At 64.1% G+C, this 21,495-nt stretch carries 20 protein-coding genes; 13 read left to right on the top strand and 7 right to left on the bottom strand.

What is annotated here, in order from left to right; translation table 11 throughout:
* Positions 1-40: 40 nt before the first annotated feature.
* Complete coding sequence (locus CVS48_RS27695) at positions 41-829, bottom strand: outer membrane protein assembly factor BamD (RefSeq protein WP_100857225.1); 789 nt, start codon at positions 827-829, stop codon at positions 41-43.
* Positions 830-936: 107 nt separating this feature from the next.
* Between CVS48_RS27695 and CVS48_RS27690 the strand changes: the two genes are divergently transcribed.
* The 10 genes from CVS48_RS27690 (at position 937) to CVS48_RS27645 (ending at position 10,357) form a co-directional block, all read left to right on the top strand.
* Positions 937-1,944: an RluA family pseudouridine synthase gene (locus tag CVS48_RS27690; RefSeq protein WP_100857224.1), complete on the top strand. Its 1,008-nt coding sequence runs from the start codon at positions 937-939 to the stop codon at positions 1,942-1,944.
* The gene (gene pgeF / locus CVS48_RS27685; RefSeq protein ID WP_100857223.1) at positions 1,932-2,696 is read left to right on the top strand and encodes a peptidoglycan editing factor PgeF; all 765 of its coding nucleotides are present in this window, start codon (positions 1,932-1,934) and stop codon (positions 2,694-2,696) included. Before CVS48_RS27690 ends, pgeF begins: the two co-directional genes overlap by 13 nt.
* 123 nt (positions 2,697-2,819) lie before the next feature.
* Complete coding sequence (locus CVS48_RS27680; RefSeq protein ID WP_100857890.1) at positions 2,820-4,454, top strand: PHA/PHB synthase family protein; 1,635 nt, start codon at positions 2,820-2,822, stop codon at positions 4,452-4,454.
* Between the two features lie 78 nt (positions 4,455-4,532).
* Positions 4,533-5,270 carry an acetoacetyl-CoA reductase gene (gene phbB / locus CVS48_RS27675; protein WP_100857222.1) on the top strand — a complete coding sequence of 246 codons (738 nt, stop codon included), beginning with the start codon at positions 4,533-4,535 and terminating at the stop codon, positions 5,268-5,270.
* A gap of 119 nt (positions 5,271-5,389) precedes the next feature.
* Positions 5,390-5,956 carry a polyhydroxyalkanoate synthesis repressor PhaR gene (gene phaR / locus CVS48_RS27670; protein ID WP_100857221.1) on the top strand — a complete coding sequence of 189 codons (567 nt, stop codon included), beginning with the start codon at positions 5,390-5,392 and terminating at the stop codon, positions 5,954-5,956.
* Positions 5,957-6,187: 231 nt separating this feature from the next.
* Entirely contained in the window at positions 6,188-6,724 is a 537-nt protein-coding gene (locus CVS48_RS27665; RefSeq protein WP_100857220.1) for an iron transporter, read from the top strand.
* Positions 6,725-6,726: 2 nt separating this feature from the next.
* Positions 6,727-7,080, top strand: coding sequence for a cupredoxin domain-containing protein (locus CVS48_RS27660; protein WP_419191423.1), 354 nt, complete (start codon positions 6,727-6,729; stop codon positions 7,078-7,080).
* Positions 7,081-7,093: 13 nt separating this feature from the next.
* Positions 7,094-7,957 carry an FTR1 family iron permease gene (locus CVS48_RS27655; protein WP_100857219.1) on the top strand — a complete coding sequence of 288 codons (864 nt, stop codon included), beginning with the start codon at positions 7,094-7,096 and terminating at the stop codon, positions 7,955-7,957.
* Positions 7,958-7,998: 41 nt separating this feature from the next.
* Entirely contained in the window at positions 7,999-9,396 is a 1,398-nt protein-coding gene (locus CVS48_RS27650; protein ID WP_100857218.1) for a 4Fe-4S binding protein, read from the top strand.
* A gap of 88 nt (positions 9,397-9,484) precedes the next feature.
* The gene (locus CVS48_RS27645) at positions 9,485-10,357 is read left to right on the top strand and encodes a PhzF family phenazine biosynthesis protein (protein ID WP_100857217.1); all 873 of its coding nucleotides are present in this window, start codon (positions 9,485-9,487) and stop codon (positions 10,355-10,357) included.
* A gap of 114 nt (positions 10,358-10,471) precedes the next feature.
* Here the strand turns inward: CVS48_RS27645 and CVS48_RS27640 are convergent, their stop codons facing one another.
* From CVS48_RS27640 to CVS48_RS27630, 3 genes are all read right to left on the bottom strand, one after another.
* Positions 10,472-10,804, bottom strand: coding sequence for a BON domain-containing protein (locus CVS48_RS27640; RefSeq protein ID WP_100857216.1), 333 nt, complete (start codon positions 10,802-10,804; stop codon positions 10,472-10,474).
* A gap of 96 nt (positions 10,805-10,900) precedes the next feature.
* Positions 10,901-11,065, bottom strand: a complete 165-nt coding sequence (locus CVS48_RS27635; protein WP_006218179.1) for a DUF1328 domain-containing protein — start codon at positions 11,063-11,065, stop codon at positions 10,901-10,903.
* Between the two features lie 44 nt (positions 11,066-11,109).
* On the bottom strand, positions 11,110-11,310 hold the full coding sequence (locus tag CVS48_RS27630) for a CsbD family protein (RefSeq protein ID WP_100857215.1): 201 nt from the start codon (positions 11,308-11,310) through the stop codon (positions 11,110-11,112).
* A gap of 384 nt (positions 11,311-11,694) precedes the next feature.
* On the opposite strand from CVS48_RS27630, the gene CVS48_RS29815 reads away from it, so the two are divergent.
* A complete protein-coding gene (locus CVS48_RS29815) occupies positions 11,695-11,820 on the top strand; it encodes a hypothetical protein (RefSeq protein WP_272868269.1) in 126 nt (41 codons plus the stop codon).
* Between the two features lie 162 nt (positions 11,821-11,982).
* On the opposite strand, the gene cphA (CVS48_RS27625) is transcribed toward CVS48_RS29815, so the two are convergent.
* Positions 11,983-14,553 (bottom strand): cyanophycin synthetase, encoded by a 2,571-nt coding sequence (gene cphA, locus CVS48_RS27625; RefSeq protein ID WP_100857214.1) that lies wholly within the window; start codon positions 14,551-14,553, stop codon positions 11,983-11,985.
* Positions 14,554-14,567: 14 nt separating this feature from the next.
* A complete protein-coding gene (gene cphA, locus CVS48_RS27620; protein WP_100857213.1) occupies positions 14,568-17,183 on the bottom strand; it encodes a cyanophycin synthetase in 2,616 nt (871 codons plus the stop codon).
* 269 nt (positions 17,184-17,452) lie between these two features.
* Here cphA (CVS48_RS27620) and CVS48_RS27615 point away from each other — a divergent pair, with 269 nt between their 5' ends.
* Positions 17,453-19,738 (top strand): cyanophycin metabolism-associated ABC transporter, encoded by a 2,286-nt coding sequence (locus tag CVS48_RS27615; RefSeq protein WP_100857212.1) that lies wholly within the window; start codon positions 17,453-17,455, stop codon positions 19,736-19,738.
* A 21-nt stretch (positions 19,739-19,759) separates the two neighbouring features.
* On the top strand, positions 19,760-20,242 hold the full coding sequence (locus tag CVS48_RS27610) for a cyanophycin metabolism-associated DUF1854 family protein (RefSeq protein ID WP_100857211.1): 483 nt from the start codon (positions 19,760-19,762) through the stop codon (positions 20,240-20,242).
* Between the two features lie 70 nt (positions 20,243-20,312).
* Here the strand turns inward: CVS48_RS27610 and CVS48_RS27605 are convergent, their stop codons facing one another.
* Positions 20,313-21,443: a GNAT family N-acetyltransferase gene (locus CVS48_RS27605; protein WP_100857210.1), complete on the bottom strand. Its 1,131-nt coding sequence runs from the start codon at positions 21,441-21,443 to the stop codon at positions 20,313-20,315.
* Between the last annotated feature and the right edge of the window lie 52 nt (positions 21,444-21,495).

Genomic DNA, 21,495 nt, shown 5'->3' with positions numbered 1-21,495 from the left:
TTCGTTTCCCATGCGTTGAAGCTGACCGATCGGCGATCAATCAGTCAAACGGGTTCCACCAACTGCGGTCGGCCTGCAGGCCCTGGGTCTTGAAGGTGCTATCGGGGAAGTTCTTGTTATAGACACGCTCGGCGTCGTTCTTCAGGTCGGTCATGCCCAGCTTGTCGTAGGACGAGACCATCAGATAGAGCGCCTCTTCGGTGGCGGGGGCGCCCTCGAAGTCGGTGATGACGGTTTGCGCGCGGTTGGCGGCGGCCACGTAGGCGCCGCGCTCGTAGTAGTAGCGGGCGACGTGCACTTCGTTCATGGCGATGGTGTTGACCAGCCAGGCGATGCGCTTTTCGGCGTCGACCGAATACTTGCTTTCCGGGTAGCGCTTGATCAGCTCGTTAAAGGCGTCGTAGGACGCGCGCAGACCCTTGGGATCACGTTCGGCGGGATCCTGGCCCGTGATGTTGGTCATGAACGCGCTGGCCGGCGTGAAGTTGATCAGGCCTTTCAGGTAGAGCGCGTAGTCGGTGCCGGGATGGTTGGGGTAGAGCTGCTGGAAGCGGTCGATGGCGGCCAGGGCCTGTTCGTTTTCGCCGTCTTTCCAGTTGACGTAGGCCAGTTCAAGCAGGGCTTGCTGGGCGTATACGCCGAAGGGGTAGCGGCTTTCGATGGCGGTCAGGCGTTCGCGTGCTTCCTTCCAGCCTCCGGAGGACATTTCGGCCTTGGCGTCGGCGTAGAGCTGTTCGGCGCTCCAGTTGGTGGTCTTGTCATATTTGGTGCTGGTCGAGCCGCAACCGGCGATGACCAATACGGCAAATAGCGCGATAACCACGCGCAAAACCGGCCCGCTTCGGGATGCGGGGTTCAAGGGAGCTGCGGGGTGGTGAATCACGAGAATCGTATCCTTGGTGTTAGCATGGCAGGCTGATTATATGATTTGTCTCCATGTCTGATACAGCCGCCGGCACAGATCTCGTTTCCGACGACGAATTCCCGGGCCTTCCTGATGAAAATCCCGCCGAAACTCGCGGCGAACCGCAACTTGTAACGGTGCCTTCCAGTACCCGCGCCGACCGGCTGGACAAGGTGCTGGCCGGCTTGTTGCCCGACCATTCCCGCAGCCGCCTGCAAGGCTGGATCGAATCCGGCAATGTGCACGTCAACGGCGCGCCCGGCAAGATCCGCCAGACAGTGGGCCCGGGCGACGAGCTCCTGGTCTGGGCCCAGCCCGCTCCCGATGCGCGCGCCTTCACTCCCGAACCCGTTGAATTCATCGTTGTGGACGAAAGCCCCGACTGGATCGTGGTCAACAAGCCCGCGGGCCTGGTCACGCACCCCGGCGCCGGCAACTGGAGCGGCACGCTGCTCAACGGCCTGCTGTATCGCTACCCGGAATTGGCGGCGGTAGCGCGGGCGGGCATCGTTCACAGGCTGGACAAGGACACCTCCGGCCTCATGGTGGTGGCCCGCAATGAAAAGGCCCAGACGCATCTGGTGCGCCAGTTGCAAGCGCGCAGCATGGGCCGCGAATACGTAGCCCTGGCGCATGGCTGGGTGGCGGCGGCCGGCAAGATCGACCGTGCCATCGGCCGCGACGCCCGCGTGCCCATACGCATGAGCGTCGAACGCCCGGTCGCGCCCAAACCCGCCATTACCAATTACGCCCCGGCCCGTCGCGGCCAGGTGGACCCGGGCGGCCGCGTCACGGAAGTGGTGTGCCGCCTGGAGACCGGCCGCACGCACCAGATCCGCGTCCACATGGCCAGCCTGGGGCACCCGCTGCTGGCCGACACCATCTACGGCGGCAAGAACATTGCCGGGGCAACGCGCCAGATGCTGCACGCCCGCGCCCTGCATTTCGACGACCCCGGCGGCAACGGCGAGGTGCAATTCGCCGCCGACGTGCCCGCCGACATGACACAGGTTCAGGAGACGATTGCATGGACCGCGTGATAGCCAGCCTGCCCGTTGTCACCGGCCCCCCGTGGCCCGGCGTGACGTACTTCTGCACCACCCGGGCCGGTGGCGTGGGGGTGGCGCCGCACGACACCCTGAACTTGGGGCTGCGCGCGGGCGACGACCCCGCCGCCGTGGCCGAGAACCGGCGCCGGGTACGCGCCGCCGTGCCGGGTAACCCGTTATGGCTGCGCCAGGTGCACGGCAGCGAGGTCGTGGATGCCGATTCCCCCGAGCTGCCCGACGAGCCCGCGCTGGACGCCAGCGTTACCTCGCAGCCGGGTCGGGTGCTGGCCGTCATGGTGGCCGATTGCCTGCCCGTTGTGATCGCTGATGCTGATGGCAAGGTGCTGGGCGCGGCGCACGCCGGCTGGCGGGGCCTGGCGGGCGGCGTCCTGGAACATACGCTGGCCGCCATGCGCGCCAAGGTGCCAACGGCCACCGGCTGGCGCGCCTGGGTCGGCCCCGGCATCGGCCCGCAGGCCTTCGAAGTGGGGCAGGACGTGCTGGACGCCTTCACGGCGGATGATCCCGCCACCGCGCGCTACTTCACGCCCCGGCCGGGCTTGCCCGGCAAGTGGCTGGCCGACCTCGCCGGTTTGGCGGATTTCCGCCTGCGCCGCGCCGGGGTACAAGAGGTGGCCTTGAGCGGCATGTGTACGGTATCGCAAGCGCAGCGCTTCTTTTCTTACCGTCGCGACACCGAAACCGGACGCATGGCGTTGCTGGCCTGGCTCGACCCGGTTTGATCTGGCGCAAGGCTGTCGCGGAAGGCTTGAACCCCTGCCGCGAAACTCCTTGTATACCCGCATTGACAGTGATGGACCCGGAATGCAACATCAATTGAGCAGTGTCGATAACAAGGTGTGGAAGTGAACGCCAATCTCTCCGCAGGTCCCATTCCGGTGAGCGTGGCACCGGAAATCCTGGCCGACATTCAGGCCGAATTCTCTCGCGAATGGCAGCGCCTTTGTGACGACGCCCGGCGCGGCGCGCTCGTGCCCCCGGCCGACCGCCGCTTCGCCGGCGATGCCTGGGCCGCCAACAACTCGCATCTGCTGCTGGCGCACACCTACCTGCTGTCGGCGCGTGCCATGCAGCGCATGGTTGACGCGGCGCAGGTCAGCGAGCCCATGCGCAACCGGCTTCGGTTTTCCATCATGCAGTGGGTGGATGCGCTGTCGCCGTCGAACTTCCTGGCCTTGAATCCGGACGCCCAGCAATCTATCGTGGAAAGCGCCGGCCGCGCCCTGAACGAAGGGCTGGCCAATCTGCTGGGCGACGTCAAGAAAGGCCGCATCACCCAAACCGACGAATCGCAATTCGAAATCGGCCGCAACGTGGCGGTGACGCCCGGCGAAGTGGTGTTCGAGAACAAGCTGTTCCAACTGATCCAGTACGCGCCCTCGACGGCCACGGTGCACGAGCGCCCGCTGGTGATCGTGCCGCCGAACATCAACAAGTTCTACATCCTGGATCTGCAGCCCGAGAATTCCTTCGTGCGCTATGCGGTTGACCAGGGCCAAACGGTGTTCTTGATTTCGTGGCGCAACCCGGTGGCGGGCGACGCCGACGGCGTAGACCGCGCCACTTGGTCCGATTACCTGGACGACGCCGTGCTGCAAGCGCTGCGCGTGGCCAGCGACATCACCAAGCAGCCCAAGGTCAACGCGCTGGGCTTTTGCGTGGGCGGCACGATGCTGGCCTCGGCACTGGCGCTGGCCGAGGCGCGTGGCGAACACCCGGTGGCCTCGCTGACCTTGCTGACCTCGCTGCTGGACTTCCACGACACCGGCATCCTGAACGTCTTTGTCGACGAAGCCCATGCGCTGCTGCGCGATCATCAGCTTGGCAACGGCGGGCTGATGCCTGGCCGCGACCTGGCCACCACGTTCTCGTTCCTGCGGCCCAATGAGCTGGTCTGGAACTACGTGGTCGGCAACTACCTGAAGGGTCAGAAGCCGCCGCCGTTTGATCTGCTGTTCTGGAATGGCGACAGCACCAATCTGCCGGGCCCGTTCTTTTCCTGGTATTTCCGCAATACCTATCTTGAGAACAATCTGAAAGTGCCGGGCCGCGCGCAAGCCGCCGGCATGCCGCTGGACCTGACCCGCCTGACCATGCCGGCCTATATTTTCGGCTCGCGTGAAGATCACATCGTGCCGTGGGTGTCGGCCTATGCCTCCACGCAATTGCTGCGCGGGCCCCAGCGTTTCGTGCTTGGGGCGTCGGGCCACATCGCGGGCGTGGTGAATCCGCCCGCCAAGAAACGCCGCAGCTACTGGGTGGCCGACAAGCTGGGCCAGAAGGGCCATGACATGCCGGGTGATCCCAACACCTGGTTCGCGCAAGCCACGGAACAGGCCGGCAGTTGGTGGCCGGACTGGACGGCCTGGCTGGCGGAGCACGCGGGCAAGCAGGTCAAGGCGCGTACAAAATTAGGCAATGCCAAGCACCAGCCGATCGAGCCGGCGCCTGGCAGGTATGTAAAGGTCCGGGCAGCCTGAAGCCGCAATACGCGGTTTGCTCGGGACCAAGAAGAAAGTTAATCAACGAGGCGTCCGTCGCACACAGGAGGAAGTCCAATGAGCGGAAAACTGGCTTACGTAACAGGCGGGATGGGCGGTATCGGCACCTCTATTTGCCAGCGCTTGGCCAAGGATGGCTTTCGCGTCGTGGCAGGTTGCGGCCCCAGCCGCAATTACCAGCAATGGCTGGATGAGCAAGCTGCGCAGGGCTACACGTTCCACGCATCGGTGGGCAACGTATCGGACTGGGAATCCACGGTGAAGGCCTTCGAGAAGATTACGGCCGAACTGGGCGGTGTCGACGTGCTGGTCAATAACGCGGGCATCACCCGCGATGGCCTGTTCCGCAAAATGAGCGCCGACGACTGGCGCGCGGTGATCGACACCAACCTGAACAGCCTGTTCAACGTGACCAAGCAGGTCATCGAGGGCATGGTCGAACGGCAGTGGGGGCGCATCATCAACATCAGCTCGGTGAACGGGCAGAAGGGCCAGTTCGGCCAAACCAACTATTCCACGGCGAAGGCGGGCATACACGGCTTCACCATGGCGTTGGCGCAGGAAGTGGCCAGCAAGGGCGTGACCGTCAACACGATTTCGCCCGGCTACATCGGCACGGACATGGTCCGCGCCATCCGCCCCGAAGTGCTTGAAAAGATCGTGGCCACCATCCCGGTGCGCCGCCTGGGCACGCCCGAGGAAATCGCGTCGATGACGTCGTGGTTGGCGTCGGACGAATCCGGTTTTTCCACCGGAGCGGACTTCTCGCTCAACGGCGGCCTGCACATGGGCTGATGACGGTCAGCGGGCCGCCCCGGCGGCCCAAAGCGCTGGAAGGTCTCGGGGAGAGGGCCTTCCAGCATTACACTCCACCTTATTCGAAGTCTTAGAGATCGCCCGATCCGGGGACACACATGACGCAAGCACAAACCGGCGCCAGCCTGCGCCTGATTAAAAAATACCCCAACCGTCGCCTATACGACACCCGGACCAGCACCTACATCACTCTGGCAGATGTCAAGCAACTGGTCCTGGCCAACGAAGAGTTCCAGGTGATCGACGCCAAGAGCGGTGAAGACCTGACGCGCAGCATCCTGTTGCAGATCATCCTGGAAGAAGAAAGTGGCGGCATGCCCATGTTCTCGTCGAACATGCTGTCGCAGATCATCCGTTTCTACGGACATGCCATGCAGGGCATCATGGGTTCTTACCTTGAGAAGAACATCCAGGCCTTCATGGAAATCCAGACGCGCATGGCGGAACAGTCCAAGGGCCTGTACGGCAGCCAGTTCGGACCGGAAGCCTGGACGCAGTTCATGAACGTGCAAACGCCCATGCTGCAAAACATGATGAACAACTACATCGACCAGAGCAAAAACCTGTTCGTGCAGATGCAAGACCAGATGCAGGACCAGACGCGCGCGATGTTCTCGACGTTCCCGTTCACGCCCGGCAGCACGCCGGGCCAGGGCCGCAAGTAAGCACCCGGAGGCGAGGGCGCGCAACGCCGCCTTTTGCCCGCCAGCAGCCGGTTTGGCACTCGCCTTGCCGGCTTTTTTGTGGCCGTGCGGCGCCTTGAGCAAACGCAATGAACTGACGCATCCAGGGCCTTTCGGTTCAGGGTGATGTCAGTTTTTTTCGTTACATTAATGCAAACGGTTCTTGTTTATGTTTTTGAACCGCCATTCATTTGTGTCTCAAGGATTATGCACATGATCAAGAAAGCCTTGGCGCTGGCCATCGTCGCCCTGAGCGTATCGGCCGCGAATGCGGCTGAATACCCCATCGGCAAGCCGGCAGAAAAGGGTGGCATGGAAATCGGCGCGGTGTACTTGCAGCCGATCGAAATGGATCCGCCCGGGATGATGCGTCCCGCCAAGGATTCGGATGTCCACCTTGAGGCCGATATCCACGCCACCGCCGGCAACAAGACCGGCTTTCCCGAAGGCGAGTGGGTGCCGTATCTGGTCGTGAACTTTGAAATTCAGAAGGTCGGCAGCCAGAACGTGCAGAAGGGCACCTTCATGCCCATGGTGGCCAACGACGGCCCGCACTACGGCGACAACGTCAAGCTGGAAGGCCCGGGCAAGTACAAGCTGAAGTACACGATCCTGCCGCCGTCCGAAAACAAGATGGCCCACTTCGGCCGCCACGTCGACAAGGAAACCGGCGTGGGTCCGTGGTTCGAGCCCTTTGAACTGGACTACGAATTCGTCTACGCCGGCACCGGCAAGAAGGGCGGATATTGATCGTGCGCCGCCTGCATCGCCTGATTGCCGCCGCACTGATCGGCCTGGCCGCCCTGGCCGGCATCGCGCCCGCGCAGGCGGCCGAACTGCCGACGTTCACGCTCAGGTTCAAGCCGAACGGCACGTTCGAGCCGGCAACCCTGGAAGTGCCCGCCGGCCGTTTCAAGATTGAACTCATCAACGAAAGCAACGAGCCGGTGGAATTCGAGAGCATTCCGTTGCGCAAGGAAAAAGTGTTGGGCCCGGGGGTGAAGTCCTTTGTGGTCATCACCATTTCCCGCCCCGGCGAATATCCCTTCTTTGATGACTTTCACCAAAGCGTGAAAGGCACCCTGGTCGTCAAGCCCAAGGAATAAGCGGTAGCTACACATGGAACAGGTTCTATTTATTGTCTGGCGTGAAAGCGTCGAAGCGTTGCTGGTGGTGGGTATCTTGTATACCTGGCTGCGCGCCACGCCCGAGGGCAAGCGCGGGCTGAACTACCTGTGGGGCGGCGTTGCGGCAGGCCTGGCGTTGGCCGTGGCCTTGGCGTTGGTGTTGCTGGGCGTGTCGTCCTGGCTCAGCGACGAAGGCCAGGAATGGTTCCAGGCCATCATGTCGCTGGCGGCGTGCGCGCTGGTTGTGCAGATGGTCGTGTGGATGAAGAAGCACGGCCGCACCTTGAAAAGCGAACTGGAAAGCGGCGCGCGCAGTTCGGTCGCCAACGACAACTGGTGGGGCCTGTTCGTGCTGGTGGCCATTGCCGTGGCGCGCGAAGGCAGCGAGACGGTGGTGTTCCTGTATGGCACCGTGTCGGCGGGCGAAGGCGGCAGCGACATGCTCATGCTGGCCCTGGCCGGTGTTGCCGGCTTTGCGGTGGCCTTGCTGACGTTCTGGCTGCTGCAACTGGGCGGCAAGCTGATTACGTGGCGCCGCTTCTTCCGCGTGACCGAAATCCTGTTGCTGCTGCTGGCCGGTTCGCTGCTGGTTGGCGGCCTGGACCACCTGATTTCGCTGGACGTGCTGCCGACGATCATCGACCCCGTGTGGGACAGCTCGTGGTTGTTGGATGACAGCAGCGGCGTGGGCAAGGTGCTGGCGGATTTCGCGGGCTACCGCGCCTTCCCGGCCCTGACCTCGGTCTTGCTGTGGGTGGCTTACTGGGTCGTGGTCTGGGCGCTGCTGCGCTGGGTGGGCGACAAACCCGCCCGGGTTCCGGCTCCGGCTCCGGCCCCGTCCCGCAATGCATCCTGATTCCGACGTGATGCCGGACTGAACACTGTGAAGGTTTGACCATGGCTGCTGTACTCGGGAGGGCGACCTCCCGGATCGCCGATTTTCTTCGTGACCATGCCCCGCTGTTGCGCAAGCTGCAGTGGGGCATTGTTGCGCTGTACGCGTTCCTGTTGATCGTGCCCGCGATCATGCCCTTGCCCGACAACGCGGCATCGGTGTTCAACAACCTGACCGTCGTCGCGCAGTTCGCGTTCTGGGGCGTGTGGTGGCCGTTCGTGTTGATATCGATGCCGATCCTGGGCCGCGCCTGGTGTGGCTGGCTGTGCCCCGAGGGCATGCTGACCGAGTGGGCCAGTGAACGCGGGCAGGGCCGCGCCATTCCGAAATGGATGCGCTGGGGCGGCTGGCCTTTCGTGGCCTTCGCGCTGACGACAATCTACGGCCAACTCGTCAGCGTTTATCAATACCCGCTGGCGGTTCTGGTTGTGCTGGGCGGGTCCACCGTGGCGGCGATGATCGTCGGGTGGCGCTATGGCCGCAGCAAGCGCGTGTGGTGCAAGTACCTGTGCCCGGTCAACGGCGTGTTCAATTTGCTGGCCAAGCTGGCGCCCTGGCATTTCAAGGTCGACGAAGAAAAGTGGCGCCATCCGGTCATCCGGATCGAACCCATCAACTGTGCGCCGCTGGTGCCCCTGCGCCATATGAAGGGCGCGGGCGACTGCCATATGTGCGGGCGTTGCAGCGGCTACCGTGGCGCCATTGAACTGACGCCGCGTTCGCCCGAAGAAGAAATCGTGCACGTCGCCGACGGCGATGCCTGGCAGACCGTGTTGCTGTGCTTTGGCTTGATGGGCATCGCGATCGGCGCTTTTCTCTGGAGCGCCAGCCCCTGGTACGTGACCGCCAAGCAATGGGCCGCCACCTGGCTGGTCGAGCGCGACATCATGTGGCCGTTGATGGACAACGCGCCCTGGTTCATCTTGACGCACTACCCCGACGTGAACGACAGCTTCTCGTGGCTGGACGGCGCGGGCATCCTGATGTTTGTCGTGGGCGCCACCGTCATCGTGGGCGGCGCAAGCTTCCTGTCGTTGTGGATCGGGGACCGGTTGGCGCCCGCGGCGGCCGTGGCCGATGCGCCCGCCTGGCGCTGGATTCGTCCGGGCGTGCACAAGCTGGCGCAGGCGCTGATTCCGTCGGCGGGCATCGGCGTGTTCCTGGGCCTGTCCGCCACCACGGTCAACCTGCTCAAGCACGAAGGGGTGCAAGCCGCGTGGGCAGGGCCGGTGCGCTTCACGCTGCTGACGCTGGCCGTGCTGTGGACCCTGCGCCTGTTCGCCCGCCTGCTCAAGCCGCGCGCGGCAAGTGGCGTGCGCAAGCTGGCCGCGTGGATCGTGCTGGCGGCGGGCCTGGCGCCGTTCTGCCTGGCATGGGTGTTTTTCTTTGCGATCTGGTAAGTACTGCTTGATGGCTGGCGGCGGGCCACTGCGATAAAGTGGAACGCCTTGCCGGTCCGCCGGCGCCTTGATGCCTACACGCCAGTCCATGACTTCCTACGCCTTTCGCCTGCTTAACGTCTTTGCATCAACCACCTTCAGCGGCAACCAGCTTTGCGTGTTTGAAGACGCGCGCGGCATGGACGACGCCACGATGCTGAACCTGGCGGCGCAGTTCAATCTTTCCGAAACCACCTTCATCCTGCCGTCGGATAAGGCCGATGCGCGCGTGCGCATCTTCACCCCCGGCTACGAAATGAAGTTCGCGGGCCATCCCACGATCGGTACTTCACAAGTGGTGCGCGAGCTTCGGCAAACGGGCGATGCATTGACGCTGGAATTTGCCGCGGGCATCGTGCCGGTGCAAGCACAAGGCGATGCCTGGACATTCACCGCGCCATGCCCCGGTGGCGTACAGACGGCGACGCCCGAACTGGGCCGCGCCGAGATCGCGGCGTTGGTCGGCCTGAGCGCGGATGACCTTGCCGCCGACCCGATCTGGGTGGATACCGGCGCGGACCAATTGCTGGTGCCCCTGGCCAGCGTGGACGCGGTGCGCCGGGCGGCGCCGGACGCATCCAAGCTCAGTCGCTGGCAAGCCAGCAGCCTGGGCCGCAAGACGCTGTACGTGTTTGCGTTTGATGAAGGCAATGTGCGCGACGCTCGCCAGGTGGTGGTGGCGCGCTATTTCTTCGCGAAGGCGGGCGGCGGCGTTGATGAAGATGCGGGCACGGGTTCGGCCTGCGCCAACCTGGGCGGTTGGCTGATCCACCAACAACGCTCCTTGCCCGTCAGCATCCTGGTTGAGCAGGGCGACCAGATGGGCAGGCCATGCCGCCTGCTGCTGGACGTGCTGGCCGACGGCCGCATCCAGGTGGGTGGCCGGGCATTGGAAATCGGCCGGGGCACCATCAGTATCTGACGGCACGCGGCCCTTGAACGCCGCCCATGAAAAACGGCGCCTGTGTCAGCCACAGGCGCCGTGCTCTCTCTAGGCCTCGGTATGGAACGGGGCCGTCCTGCTACGTGCTCTGGTTTACTTCTTGGTCGCGTCGACCTTGATGTTGTTCTTCACCTGCTTCACGCCTTCGATGCCACGGGTGACCGTTGCGGCGTGATCGGCTTCAGCCGCCGTGGCTACCGTACCGGTCAGCGTCGCGACGCCGTTGTTGGTTTCCACGGCGATGTCCAGCGCGCTCAATTGCTTGTCGGCAACATAGGCGGCCTTGATCTTGGTGGTGATGGTGGCGTCGGAGGCGTACTCGCCCACGGATTGCTTGGGCTTGCCATCATCCGCCGCAAAAGCCATGGAAGTGAAGACAGCGCCAGTTCCCAGTGCGGCGGCGGCGATCAGCTTGCGGAATTCCATAGTCGTGCTCCTTGTTCGTATGGTCTGCCGCGAAAACAGGCTGCGCGGCAGACGATCAAATTTATTGTGTAGGGGTATGCGTTCTATCGACGAGTTCTATTTTTTTCGCAGGGCGCCGCTCAAGATGGACAAGAGCGCCAGCACCAGGAATACGAAGAACAGGATCTTGGCGATACCCGCGGCCCCGGCGGCGATGCCGCCAAAACCGAGAACCGCCGCGATGATCGCGATGACGAAGAAAACTACGGCGTAATGCAACATGTCAGCTTCTCCAGTGGTTTCGACCGATCAAGGCGGGGTGAGATTCAGGGATTGCGGTCGAAGAAATCCCGGACTTCCTTTTGCGCTTCTTCCTTGGTCTTGCCGTAGCGCTCTTGGATCAGACCGGCCAGGCGTTCGGCATTGCCTTCCGAGCGGGTCAATTCGTCGTCGGTGAGTTCACCCCAGGCGGCTTTGGCCTTGCCAGTCATTTGCTTCCACTTGCCGGCGATGATGTCGTTGTTCATGGTGACCTCTCTTCTTCTCTGCGTGCGACACAAGGCTCATGGCCTATAAGTCTTGCAGTCGCGGTTGACTAGGACACTGATCAGCTAGCCCCTACCGTACGAGCCGGCCCGGGGGCTGTCAAACCTCGCTGTCGGTAAATGTAACAGCGCAAAGCCGGGTTCCTGGCGCGCTTTCCGACGGAAAAAAGAGGCGGGCGGCCATAGAGCAGGAGTTACATTCCGGCAATGTCTTGTCCCCTTTTGAGCGGGCCTCGTAACGGAAGATGCGGCGATTTTTTGAGACGCGCGGCACTGGTTGGGTTGAGGGTGGGCCGGTATAGTCGTGACGGAACACTTCGTGATTCAACACTTCATGCTTCATCAACGAAATAGGAAGGGGCACGCATGACGCAACGACTTTGCAGCGCGATTTTGCTGACGCTGGCCGCCATGGCGGCGGTGGGATGCACGCACGTGACGGACCGGTACCAGGCCACGGCGCCCACGCAGGCGGTGACGCCCAGCACTTGATCGCGTCGGCCAGGGCAGTGGGCGGTTCTTGATATGGCCGTGGGTCGTACGGCCGCGGGCCGTATGGCTGCCTGGCCGGGCAATGCAAACGGGGCGCCTGCGCGCCCCGTTTGCATTTGCCGCGGTTGAGTTACCGCATGGCCTCATCCACCGCAGCCAGCGTCACGGCTGCGCGATGCGCTTGGCGATGTGGTCCAGCGCTTCTTCCACCTGGTCCACCAGGATCAGGCACAAATCCCCGGCTTGCAGCCGCGCCAACGCGGTGTCGATAGCCAGGAATTCGCCGTGGATCTCTTCAATGTGCCGCGCGCGCGGGGCGCCGACCAGGCCTTCCTGCAGCAACGCCAGCACTTCGCCGTCGGCGCGCCCGCGTTGGCATTGGTCCTGGTACAGCAGCACGTCGTCAAACGCCGCGCCCAGGATTTCCGTCTGCATGCGGATGTCCTCGTCGCGGCGGTCGCCCGCCCCGCTGATGACCACCGAACGGCGCTTGGCGGGCATGGCGTCCACCGCGCGCACCAAGGCCAGGATCGCGTCCGGGTTGTGGCCGTAGTCCGCAATGACCGTGGCACCGCGGTAGTCGAACACGTTGAAGCGTCCGGGCGCGGTTTGGGCATCGTTGACGAAGGTGGCCAAGCCGTGGCGGATGACGTCCAAGTCCAGGCCCAGCGCCCAGGCGGCCGCAATCGACGCCATCGCGTTTTCCACCTGGAAGGTAATCGTGCCATTGCGCGTGAGCGGGATGTCGGCCAGCGCAAAGCGCATCTCTTGTGCGCCTTGCGCGGCCACGATCGCGTCGCCGTCGCGGTACACCGAACGCAGGCCCTGCGCGCGGTGCGTGGTCAGCACCGGGTGGTTGCGGTCCTCGGCAAAGTACGTGATGGAGCCCGGGCAACTGCCGGCCATCTCGGCCACGATGGGGTCGGCGGCATTCAGCACCGCGGTGCCCGTCGGATGCACGTGCTGGACGATGACGCGCTTGACCACGGCCAGGTCTTCCACCGTGCTGATGTAGCCCAGGCCCAGATGGTCGCCCATGCCGATGTTGGTGACGATGGCGACGTTGCAGCGGTCAAACGCCAAGCCTTCGCGCAGGATGCCGCCACGCGCCGTTTCGAATACGGCCGCGTCTACGTCCGGGTGCATGAGCACGCTGCGCGCGCTGCGCGGGCCACTGCAATCGCCGGTGTCGATGCGCAGGTTGTTGACGTACACGCCGTCGGAATTGGTCATGCCGACGCGGTTGCCGGCCGCGCCCAGCAGATGAGCGGTCAGGCGCACCGTGGTCGTCTTGCCGTTGGTGCCGGCCACGGCCACGACCGGAATGCGGCCGTCGTCGCCGTCGGCGTACATGTTGGCGATGATGGCTTCGCCCACGGGGCGGCCCTTGCCGAAAGAGGGGTTCAGGTGCATGCGCAGCCCCGGCGCCGCGTTCACTTCCACCACGCCGCCATGCTGGTCTTCCAGGGGGAAGAGCACGCTTTCGGCCACCACGTCCACGCCGCAGATGTCCAGGCCGATCATGCGGGCCGCGGACACGGCGCGTGCCGCCATCTCGGGGTGGACTTCATCGGTCACGTCGGTGGCCGACCCGCCGGTGCTGAGGTTGGCGTTGTTGCGCAGGAAGATCAGGGTGCCGGGCGCGGGCACGGAATCCGCGTCGAAACCCTGCTTTTGCAGCGTGGCCAGCGCGATGTCGTCAAAGCGGATCTTGGTCAGCGACGTGGCGTGCCCGTCGCCGCGCAAGGGGTCGGCATTGACCTGATCGACCAGTTCACGAATGGTGTGCTGCCCGTCGCCCGTGACCTGGGGCGGGTCGCGGCGCGAGGCCGCCACCATGTTGCCGCCCACCACCAGCAGGCGGAAATCGTGGCCGGGAATATAGCGTTCGACGATGACTTCCGAACTGATTTCCTCGGCAACCTCGAAGGCCTGGATCACCCGTTCGCGCGTTTCGATATTGACGGCCACGCCGCGTCCCTGGCTGCCGTCGCGGGGCTTGACCACCACCGGGCCGCCGAGCGCTTGCGCGGCTTCCCAGGCTTCTTCGGCAGACGTCACGGAACGGCCCATCGGCACCGGCACGCCAGCGGCGTCCAGCAGCATTTTGGTCAGGTCCTTGTCCTGCGCGATGGATTCCGAAATGGCGCTGGTCAGGTCGGTTTCAGCGGCCTGGATGCGGCGCTGCTTGCTGCCCCAGCCGAACTGCACCATGCTGCCTTGCGTCAGCCGGCGATAGGGAATGTTGCGCGCGACGGCGGCGTTCACGATGGACCCGGTGCTGGGTCCCAGGCGCACGTCTTCATCCAGATCGCGCAAGCGCTTGAGCGCGTCGGCCAGGTCGAACGGCGTGTCGTCCAGCGCGGCGCGAACGAGCTGCTGGGCCAGTTCCATCGCCAGCAGGCCGACGGCTTCTTCGCTGTATTCCACCACTACCTGGAACACACCGGGCTCGATGGTGGCCGACGTGCGGCCGAAGGTGACCGGGCAACCGGCGTACGCCTGCATCGTCAGCGCGGCAATCTGCAAGACATGCGCGATGGACACGGCGCCTTGATGGCCTTCCGGGCGCATCAGCCCGATTTGCGGCAGCCGCGCGCGCAGGCGGGCTTCGAACTCGGGCAGGTTGTCGATGGAGCACTCGGCGTCGGCACAAGAAACAATGGCCTCGATTGCCGTGTTCTTGCTCCACAGATTGGGGCCGCGCAGGGCACGGATACGGGAAACTTCCATGGCAGGTGTTCCTGTCAGTATTGTTGAATCCAGCGGCGCACCAGATCGATGGTGGGGCCGGAGAAGGCTTCGTCGGATTGCAGCAGGACGAAGTCGCCCGCCGCGATGCCGTTCAACACGCTCTCGATGGCCTTGCCATGGTCAGGCTCGTCCTGGATGTCTTTCACCCGGCTGCCTTGCGACAAGCCCTGGCGCAGCAGCGCGCGCGCCTGCCCCGACGGGCGTTTGCTCTTCACCGTGTCGTCGTCATAGAGCACAACGCGGTCAAAGGCATCGCCCAGCAGGCGGCCCTGTTCGATCAGGTCCGTGTCGCGTCGGTCGGCGCCGGCGGAATAGACGGCGGCACGGCTCGATGCGGGGAATTGATCAATGGCGGCGATCAGCGGGCGCAAGGCCGACGCGTTGTGCACGTCGTCCACCACGACCGTGGCGCCATTGCGTTCAAACAGCGTGAACTGCCAGGGCGCGTCGGCCTGGTCGATGTCAAAGGTTTCGATGCCGGCGCGGATCAGCTCCACGGGAATGTCCAGGGCCCAGGCGGCGCTCACCGCGGCCAGCACGTTTTCCACCTGGAAGGCCACGCGCCCGCCGTGGGTCAGCGGAATGGCGGCAACATCCGCCAAGCGCTCTTCGCGGGCGCCTTGCGCCAGGACGATGGCGCCGTCGCGCACAAACGCCGCGCGGCCGTCTTGTTGCAGATGGGCGGCAATGGCGGGCAGGGCGGGGTCGATGCCAAAGAAAATCACGGAACCGTCGCACAGTTCGGCCATCTCGACTACGCGCGGGTCGCGTGCGTTGAGCACGGCCACGCCGGTCGGCAGCACCACATCGACTTGCGTGCGGAACACATTGAACATGCGCTCCGTTTCGTTGATGTCGAAGTCGCCCAGATGGTCGGCGTCGTCAATGTTGGTGACCACGCCCACCTGGCAGCGGTCATAGGCCAGACCTTGGCCCAGGATGACGCCGCTGTCGTTCTCGATGACGGCCGCGTCCACGTTGCGGTTCATCAGCAAACGGGTGGCGGAGGCGAAGTCGGCGTGGTCGCCCTTGTGCGCCAGGCGGCGGTCCAGGTAGAGGCCTTCGCTGCAAGCCAGGCCGGTGCGCTTGCCCGACAGGTGCAGCAAGCGCGCGACCAGGCGCGCCACGACGGTCTTGCCGTTGGTGCCCGTGACGCCCACGATGGGGATGCGGCCCGCGTCGCCTTCCGGGAACAGGTGGTCGACGATGGCGCGGCCCACCGGGCGCGGCGTGCCGTCGGCCGGTTTCAAGTGCATCAGCAAGCCGGGGCCGGCGTTGACTTCCACGATGGCGCCGCGTTGCTCTGCAAGCGGCCGGGTGATGTCTTCGGCCACCAGGTCCACGCCGGCGATGTCCAGGCCCACCACGCGCGCGGCCAAGGCCACGGTGGCGGCAATGCTGGGATGCACGCGGTCGGTCACGTCGAAGGCCACGTTGCCGCTGCGCTGCACCAGCACACGCTGCCCTTCAGCCGGCACGCTGTCTTCCGACATGCCCTGGCGCGCGATTTCCAGCCGGGCGGCGGAATCCAGGCGCACGAAATTCAGCGGATGGTTTTCGGTGCGGCCACGGCGCGGGTCGATATTGATCTGGCTGTCGATCAGTTCAGTGATGGTGGACGTGCCGTCGCCCGTCACCCAGGCGGGTTCGCCGGCGGCGGCGGCCACCATGCGGTTGCCCACCACCAGCAGGCGGTGCTCGTTGCCCAGCACGAAGCGTTCGACGATGACGCCGCTGCCTTCGTCCACCGCCACGCGGTAGGCGGCCACCACGTCTTCGCGGGTCGTCAGGTTGGTGAACACGCCCCGGCCATGATTGCCGTCGTAGGGCTTGACCACCACGGGCAGGCCGATGTCTTCGGCGGCGTCCCAGGCGTCGTCTTCGCTATCGACCAGGCGGCCTTCCGGCACCGGCACGCCGCAGGTCGACAACAGTTCCTTGGTCAGGTCCTTGTCGCGCGAAATGCCTTCGGCGATGGCGCTGGTGCGGTCGGTCTCGGCCGTCCAGATGCGGCGCTGGGCCGAGCCGTAGCCAAACTGCACCAGGTTGCCTTCAAACAGACGGATATACGGAATATCGCGGTCATCGGCAGCATCCACGATGCAGGCCGTGCTGGGTCCCAGGCAGTGCTTGTCCACCAGGCTGCGCAGTTTCGCAACGGTGGCGGGCACGTCGAAGGGGCGGTCTTCAATGGCCGCCATGACCAGGTCACGCGCTTCGTTCAGGGCGGTGCGCGTCACCTGTTCCTGCCAGGCGCGCACCACAACCTTGTAGACGCCGCGAGTCGACGTTTCCCGGGCTTTGCCGAAGCCGCCGCGCAAGCCGGCCAGGTTCTGCAATTCCAGGGTGACATGCTCAAGGATGTGGCCGGGCCAGGTGCCTTCTTTCAGGCGGGCCAGGAATCCGCCGCGCACGCCGGGGCTGCATCGGTGTTCGATCAGCGTCGGCAGCCATTCGGACAGGCGCTCGTAAAACCCGGGAATGGTGTTGGACGGATAGTCCTCCAGTTCACCAATATCCACCCATGCTTCCAGGACCGGGCGATAGGTCCAAATGTTCGGGCCGCGCAAAGCCACGACATCGAGAAATTCAATGTCTTTCTTTTTCATGTTTTAATTTACGTGAGAAGCAGGTTGGCACGCGCGGACGCCCCTAGGTAAGACCGCGAATCTATTAAGAATTTTCGGGGTTGCGCTTCAAGAATAATGCCAACGAGTGGGGGATCCCAGATATTCCTAATTAGAAAAATCGGCTGCTACTATACGACGCCTTCAAGGCGTCGATTCGTTGTGTTGTAAGGAAGGGACACGTTTGCCGCCGTGGGTGGTAAACCGGTTGCCGCCTAGTAGGGCAGAGTCCTGGCCCGGTATGCGTTCCAATGAAAAAACCACACCTGCTTTCCGGCCTTGCCGATGCATTTCCTGCCCGCTGGCGGGACGAAATCCGCGCTGAACTCGCGGATGACGAAACCATATTGGCCTGGGTTGAAATTGACCTGGATCAGCGGCTGAAGTTCCAGCCTGGGCTGGTCGCAGCCACCGACCGCCGCCTGCTGGCCCGCAATTCCGCCGATAACGGCTGGGAATCCTGGGTCTATGGGCCGCAACTGTCGCTAAGTCTCACCGATCATGCGGGCGCCGCCGTGCTGGAATTGCACGACGATGCCGCGCGCCTGGCGGTCTGGCGCTTCACTCTGGCCCGCAATCCGGCCGCGCTGCGCCTGTTGGCCCAGTTCGAATCGCAACAGGCGATCCGGCTGTCCGGCCAGCCGGAAGAAGCGCCGCAAGAGCGCAACTGCACCGTCTGCAATAACGTCATTCCCGCAGGCGAAGAGGAATGCCCCACCTGCAACCAGGAACTGGCCGCGCCGTCGTCCACCTGGGCGCTGTTGCGCCTGTGGCGATTCGCCCGGCCGTATCGCGGCCCCTTGCTGGCGGGGTTTTTGCTGACCTTGCTGGGCACCGCCGCCACCCTGGTGCCGCCGTACCTGACCATGCCGTTGATGGACGAGGTGCTGATTCCGTTCCAGAACGGCGCGCCGATCGACTACGACAAGGTCCGCCTGTATTTAAGCGGTTTGCTGGCGTCCGCCTTGCTGGCATGGGGGCTGGGCTGGGCCCGGACCTACATCCTGGCCTGGGTCAGCGAACGCATCGGCGCCGACCTGCGCACCACCACCTATGAGCACTTGCAGCAGTTGTCGCTGGAGTATTTTGGCGGCAAGCGCACAGGCGACCTGATCTCCCGCATTGGCAGCGAGACCGATCGCATTTGCGTGTTCCTGTCGCTGCATCTGCTGGACTTCGCCACCGACATCCTGATGATTGTCATGACGGCGGTGATCCTGGTGACGATCAACCCCTGGCTGGCGCTGGTCACGCTGGTGCCGCTGCCGTTCATCATCTGGATGATCCACGCGGTGCGCGACCGTTTGCGCCATGGCTTTGAAAAGGTCGACCGCATCTGGTCCGAGATCACCAACGTGCTGGCCGACACGATCCCCGGCATACGCGTGGTCAAGGCGTTTGCGCAGGAAAAGCGCGAGGTTGCGCGGTTTCGCGAAGCCAATAACCGCAACCTGGAAGTCAACGACCGCGTGAACACAACGTGGTCTCTGTTCTCACCCACGGTGACGCTGCTGACCGAAGTGGGTCTGCTGGTGGTGTGGATATTCGGTATCTGGCAGGTGTCGCAAAACCAGATCACGGTGGGCGTGCTGGCGGCGTTCCTGGCGTATATCGGGCGCTTTTACATGCGCCTGGATTCGATGAGCCGCATCGTCTCGGTCACGCAGAAAGCGGCCGCCGGCGCCAAGCGCATCTTCGATGTGCTGGACCATGTGTCCAGCGTGCCCGAGCCGCAAAAGCCCGCCACGCTGCCGCACATCAATGGCCGCATTGAACTGCGCGACGTGGGCTTTCGTTATGGCAACCGCCAGGTGATCCGGGGGCTGGACCTGAGCATCGAGCCGGGCGAAATGATCGGCCTGGTGGGGCACAGCGGTTCGGGCAAGAGCACGCTGATCAACCTGATCTGCCGCTTCTACGATGTGTCCGAAGGCGCGGTGCTGGTGGACGGCATCGACATCCGTTCCGTGCGCGTGGCCGACTATCGGCGCAACATCGGGCTGGTGCTGCAAGAGCCTTTCCTGTTCTTCGGCACCATTGCCGAGAACATCGCTTACGGCAAGCCCGATGCCACCCGCGACGAAATCGTGGCGGCGGCGCGCGCGGCGCACGCACATGAATTCATCCTGCGCCTGCCGCATGGCTACGATTCGCTGGTGGGCGAGCGCGGCCAGGCCTTGTCGGGCGGTGAACGCCAGCGCATTTCGATCGCGCGTGCGCTGCTGATCGACCCGCGCATCCTGATCCTGGACGAAGCCACGTCGTCGGTGGACACCACCACCGAAAAGGAAATCCAGAAGGCGCTCGACAACCTGGTGCGGGGCCGCACCACCATCGCCATCGCGCACCGCTTGAGCACGCTGCGCAAGGCCGACCGGCTGGTCGTGCTGGACCGTGGCCAGATCGTGGAGCAGGGTCCGCACGAAGAATTGATGGCCCACGAGGGCGCCTACTATCGTCTCTACCAGGCGCAGGCGCGCCAGGCCGAAGCCGACGCACAGGCGTCGGGCAGCGAAGACATGGCCGCCGTGGCCTGACGCGGAATCGGGATTCTCTTCATGACCTTGCCTTCCTCGTTGCCTCTCTTTGATCTGCGCCGCAATGCCTTCGGGCGTCTGGAATTCATCTCCGCCGACGGCGAGACGCACGAAGGGGTCATCCCCGTGCGCGCTTTCCCGATCAGTGAAGCCGGCCGAGGCCTGTCGCTGGTGACCAGCGACGGCCATGAACTGTTGTGGATCGAACACCTGTCCGACGTCCCAGCGCCGCAGCGCGCCCTGATCGAGGAAGAGCTTGCCGGGCGCGAATTCATGCCCGAAATCCAAAAGCTGAGCAGCGTGTCCACCTACGCCACGCCCAGCACCTGGAAGGTCGAAACGGATCGCGGCCCGACATCGTTTACGCTGCGCGGCGAGGAAGACATCCGCCGCCTGAGCCCGCAGACGCTGTTGATTGCCGACAGCCACGGCATCTTCTATCTGGTGCGCGACATCCTGTCCCTGGACAAGCACAGCCGCAAGCTGCTGGATCGCTTCCTGTAAGTGGCTCGCGCGGGCAGGGGTACGCGCGTTACGCGCTGCCCAAGCGCTACCCAAGCGCTATCCAAGCGCGCTACGCGCTCCCTTTGAACGGCGTATGGGATTCCAGTTCGCCCAGGTAGTCCGTGACGGCCGAAGTCTCTTCGTCCAGGAAGTTCTGGATGGCTTCGGCAAAGCCCGGATGCGCCACCCAATGCGCCGACCACGTCGGCGTGGGCAGCAAGCCGCGCGCCATCTTGTGTTCGCCTTGCGCCCCGCCTTCAAAGCGCTTGATGTCATGCGCGATGCAATACGCGATGGATTGCATGTAGCAGGTCTCGAAATGCAGCCCCGGCACGTATTCCGTCGCGCCCCAGTAGCGGCCGTACAGCGCGTCGCCACCCGCCAGGTTCAAGGCCGCCGCCACGGGTTCGCCATCACGCTCGGCCAGCACCAGCACGAATGCATCCGGCTGTTCGCGATGCGCGCGTTCGAAGAAATCGCGGTTCAGATACGGCGGGTTGCCATGTTGGAAGTACGTGCGGCAATAGCAGTCATAAAAGAAGCCGAGTTCAGCGGGGCCGATCTCGGCGCCGCGCAGCCAGCGGAAGGACACGCCAGCGGCGGCGACCTTCTTGCGGTCTTGCCGGATCTTCTTGCGCTTGTCGTGGCTCATCATCGCCAGGAAGGCGTCGAAATCCGCGTAGCCGGGGTTGGTCCAATGAAACTGCACGCTCTCGCGCACCATGAACCCCGCCTCGCGCAGCACGCGCATGTCGGCGTCCGACGGAAACAACACGTGCAGCGACGACACCTTGATTTCCTCGGCGAAGGCAACCAGGCCGCGCACGAGCGTGGCGCGGTCTTCGTCGTTGGACGCCAGCAGGCGCGGCCCCGTGACCGGCGTAAACGGAATGGCCGACAGCAGCTTGGGGTAATAGCGCATGCCGTGGCGCTGAAAGGCGTCGGCCCAGGCGTAGTCGAACACGTACTCGCCGCGCGAATGGGACTTCAGGTAAAGCGGCACGGCCGCCGCCAGCGCATCATCGCGCCATAGCGCCAGGTAATGCGGCGCCCATCCCGATGCCGGCGCGGCGCATTCTGTTTCGTGCATCGCGCACAGGAATGCATGCCGCAGAAAGGGTTGATCACCGGCCAAGGCGTCCCAGGCGTGGGCGTCGATGCGGGACAGGTCGGTTTCAATGGTCAGGCGCAGGGAATCCATCCGTGAATGATAAAGTCATCGACAGCGCACGGGTTTGAAACCGTGGGCTTTT

Origin of the sequence: Achromobacter spanius (assembly GCF_002812705.1) — a bacterium.
GTDB lineage: Bacteria > Pseudomonadota > Gammaproteobacteria > Burkholderiales > Burkholderiaceae_B > Achromobacter > Achromobacter spanius.
The sequence above is the reverse complement of the archived record's forward strand: the minus strand, read 5'-3'. Positions and strand labels throughout refer to the sequence as shown.

Coding starts and splice junctions, on each gene's coding strand:
- CVS48_RS27690 (WP_100857224.1), top strand. CDS start 937: ATGTCTGATACAGCCGCCGGCACAGATCTCGTTTCCGACGACGAATTC.
- pgeF (WP_100857223.1), top strand. CDS start 1,932: ATGGACCGCGTGATAGCCAGCCTGCCCGTTGTCACCGGCCCCCCGTGG.
- phbB (WP_100857222.1), top strand. CDS start 4,533: ATGAGCGGAAAACTGGCTTACGTAACAGGCGGGATGGGCGGTATCGGC.
- phaR (WP_100857221.1), top strand. CDS start 5,390: ATGACGCAAGCACAAACCGGCGCCAGCCTGCGCCTGATTAAAAAATAC.
- CVS48_RS27665 (WP_100857220.1), top strand. CDS start 6,188: ATGATCAAGAAAGCCTTGGCGCTGGCCATCGTCGCCCTGAGCGTATCG.
- CVS48_RS27655 (WP_100857219.1), top strand. CDS start 7,094: ATGGAACAGGTTCTATTTATTGTCTGGCGTGAAAGCGTCGAAGCGTTG.
- CVS48_RS27650 (WP_100857218.1), top strand. CDS start 7,999: ATGGCTGCTGTACTCGGGAGGGCGACCTCCCGGATCGCCGATTTTCTT.
- CVS48_RS27645 (WP_100857217.1), top strand. CDS start 9,485: ATGACTTCCTACGCCTTTCGCCTGCTTAACGTCTTTGCATCAACCACC.
- CVS48_RS27640 (WP_100857216.1), bottom strand. CDS start 10,804: ATGGAATTCCGCAAGCTGATCGCCGCCGCCGCACTGGGAACTGGCGCT.
- CVS48_RS27635 (WP_006218179.1), bottom strand. CDS start 11,065: ATGTTGCATTACGCCGTAGTTTTCTTCGTCATCGCGATCATCGCGGCG.
- CVS48_RS27630 (WP_100857215.1), bottom strand. CDS start 11,310: ATGAACAACGACATCATCGCCGGCAAGTGGAAGCAAATGACTGGCAAG.
- CVS48_RS29815 (WP_272868269.1), top strand. CDS start 11,695: ATGACGCAACGACTTTGCAGCGCGATTTTGCTGACGCTGGCCGCCATG.
- cphA (WP_100857214.1), bottom strand. CDS start 14,553: ATGGAAGTTTCCCGTATCCGTGCCCTGCGCGGCCCCAATCTGTGGAGC.
- cphA (WP_100857213.1), bottom strand. CDS start 17,183: ATGAAAAAGAAAGACATTGAATTTCTCGATGTCGTGGCTTTGCGCGGC.
- CVS48_RS27615 (WP_100857212.1), top strand. CDS start 17,453: ATGAAAAAACCACACCTGCTTTCCGGCCTTGCCGATGCATTTCCTGCC.
- CVS48_RS27610 (WP_100857211.1), top strand. CDS start 19,760: ATGACCTTGCCTTCCTCGTTGCCTCTCTTTGATCTGCGCCGCAATGCC.
- CVS48_RS27605 (WP_100857210.1), bottom strand. CDS start 21,443: ATGGATTCCCTGCGCCTGACCATTGAAACCGACCTGTCCCGCATCGAC.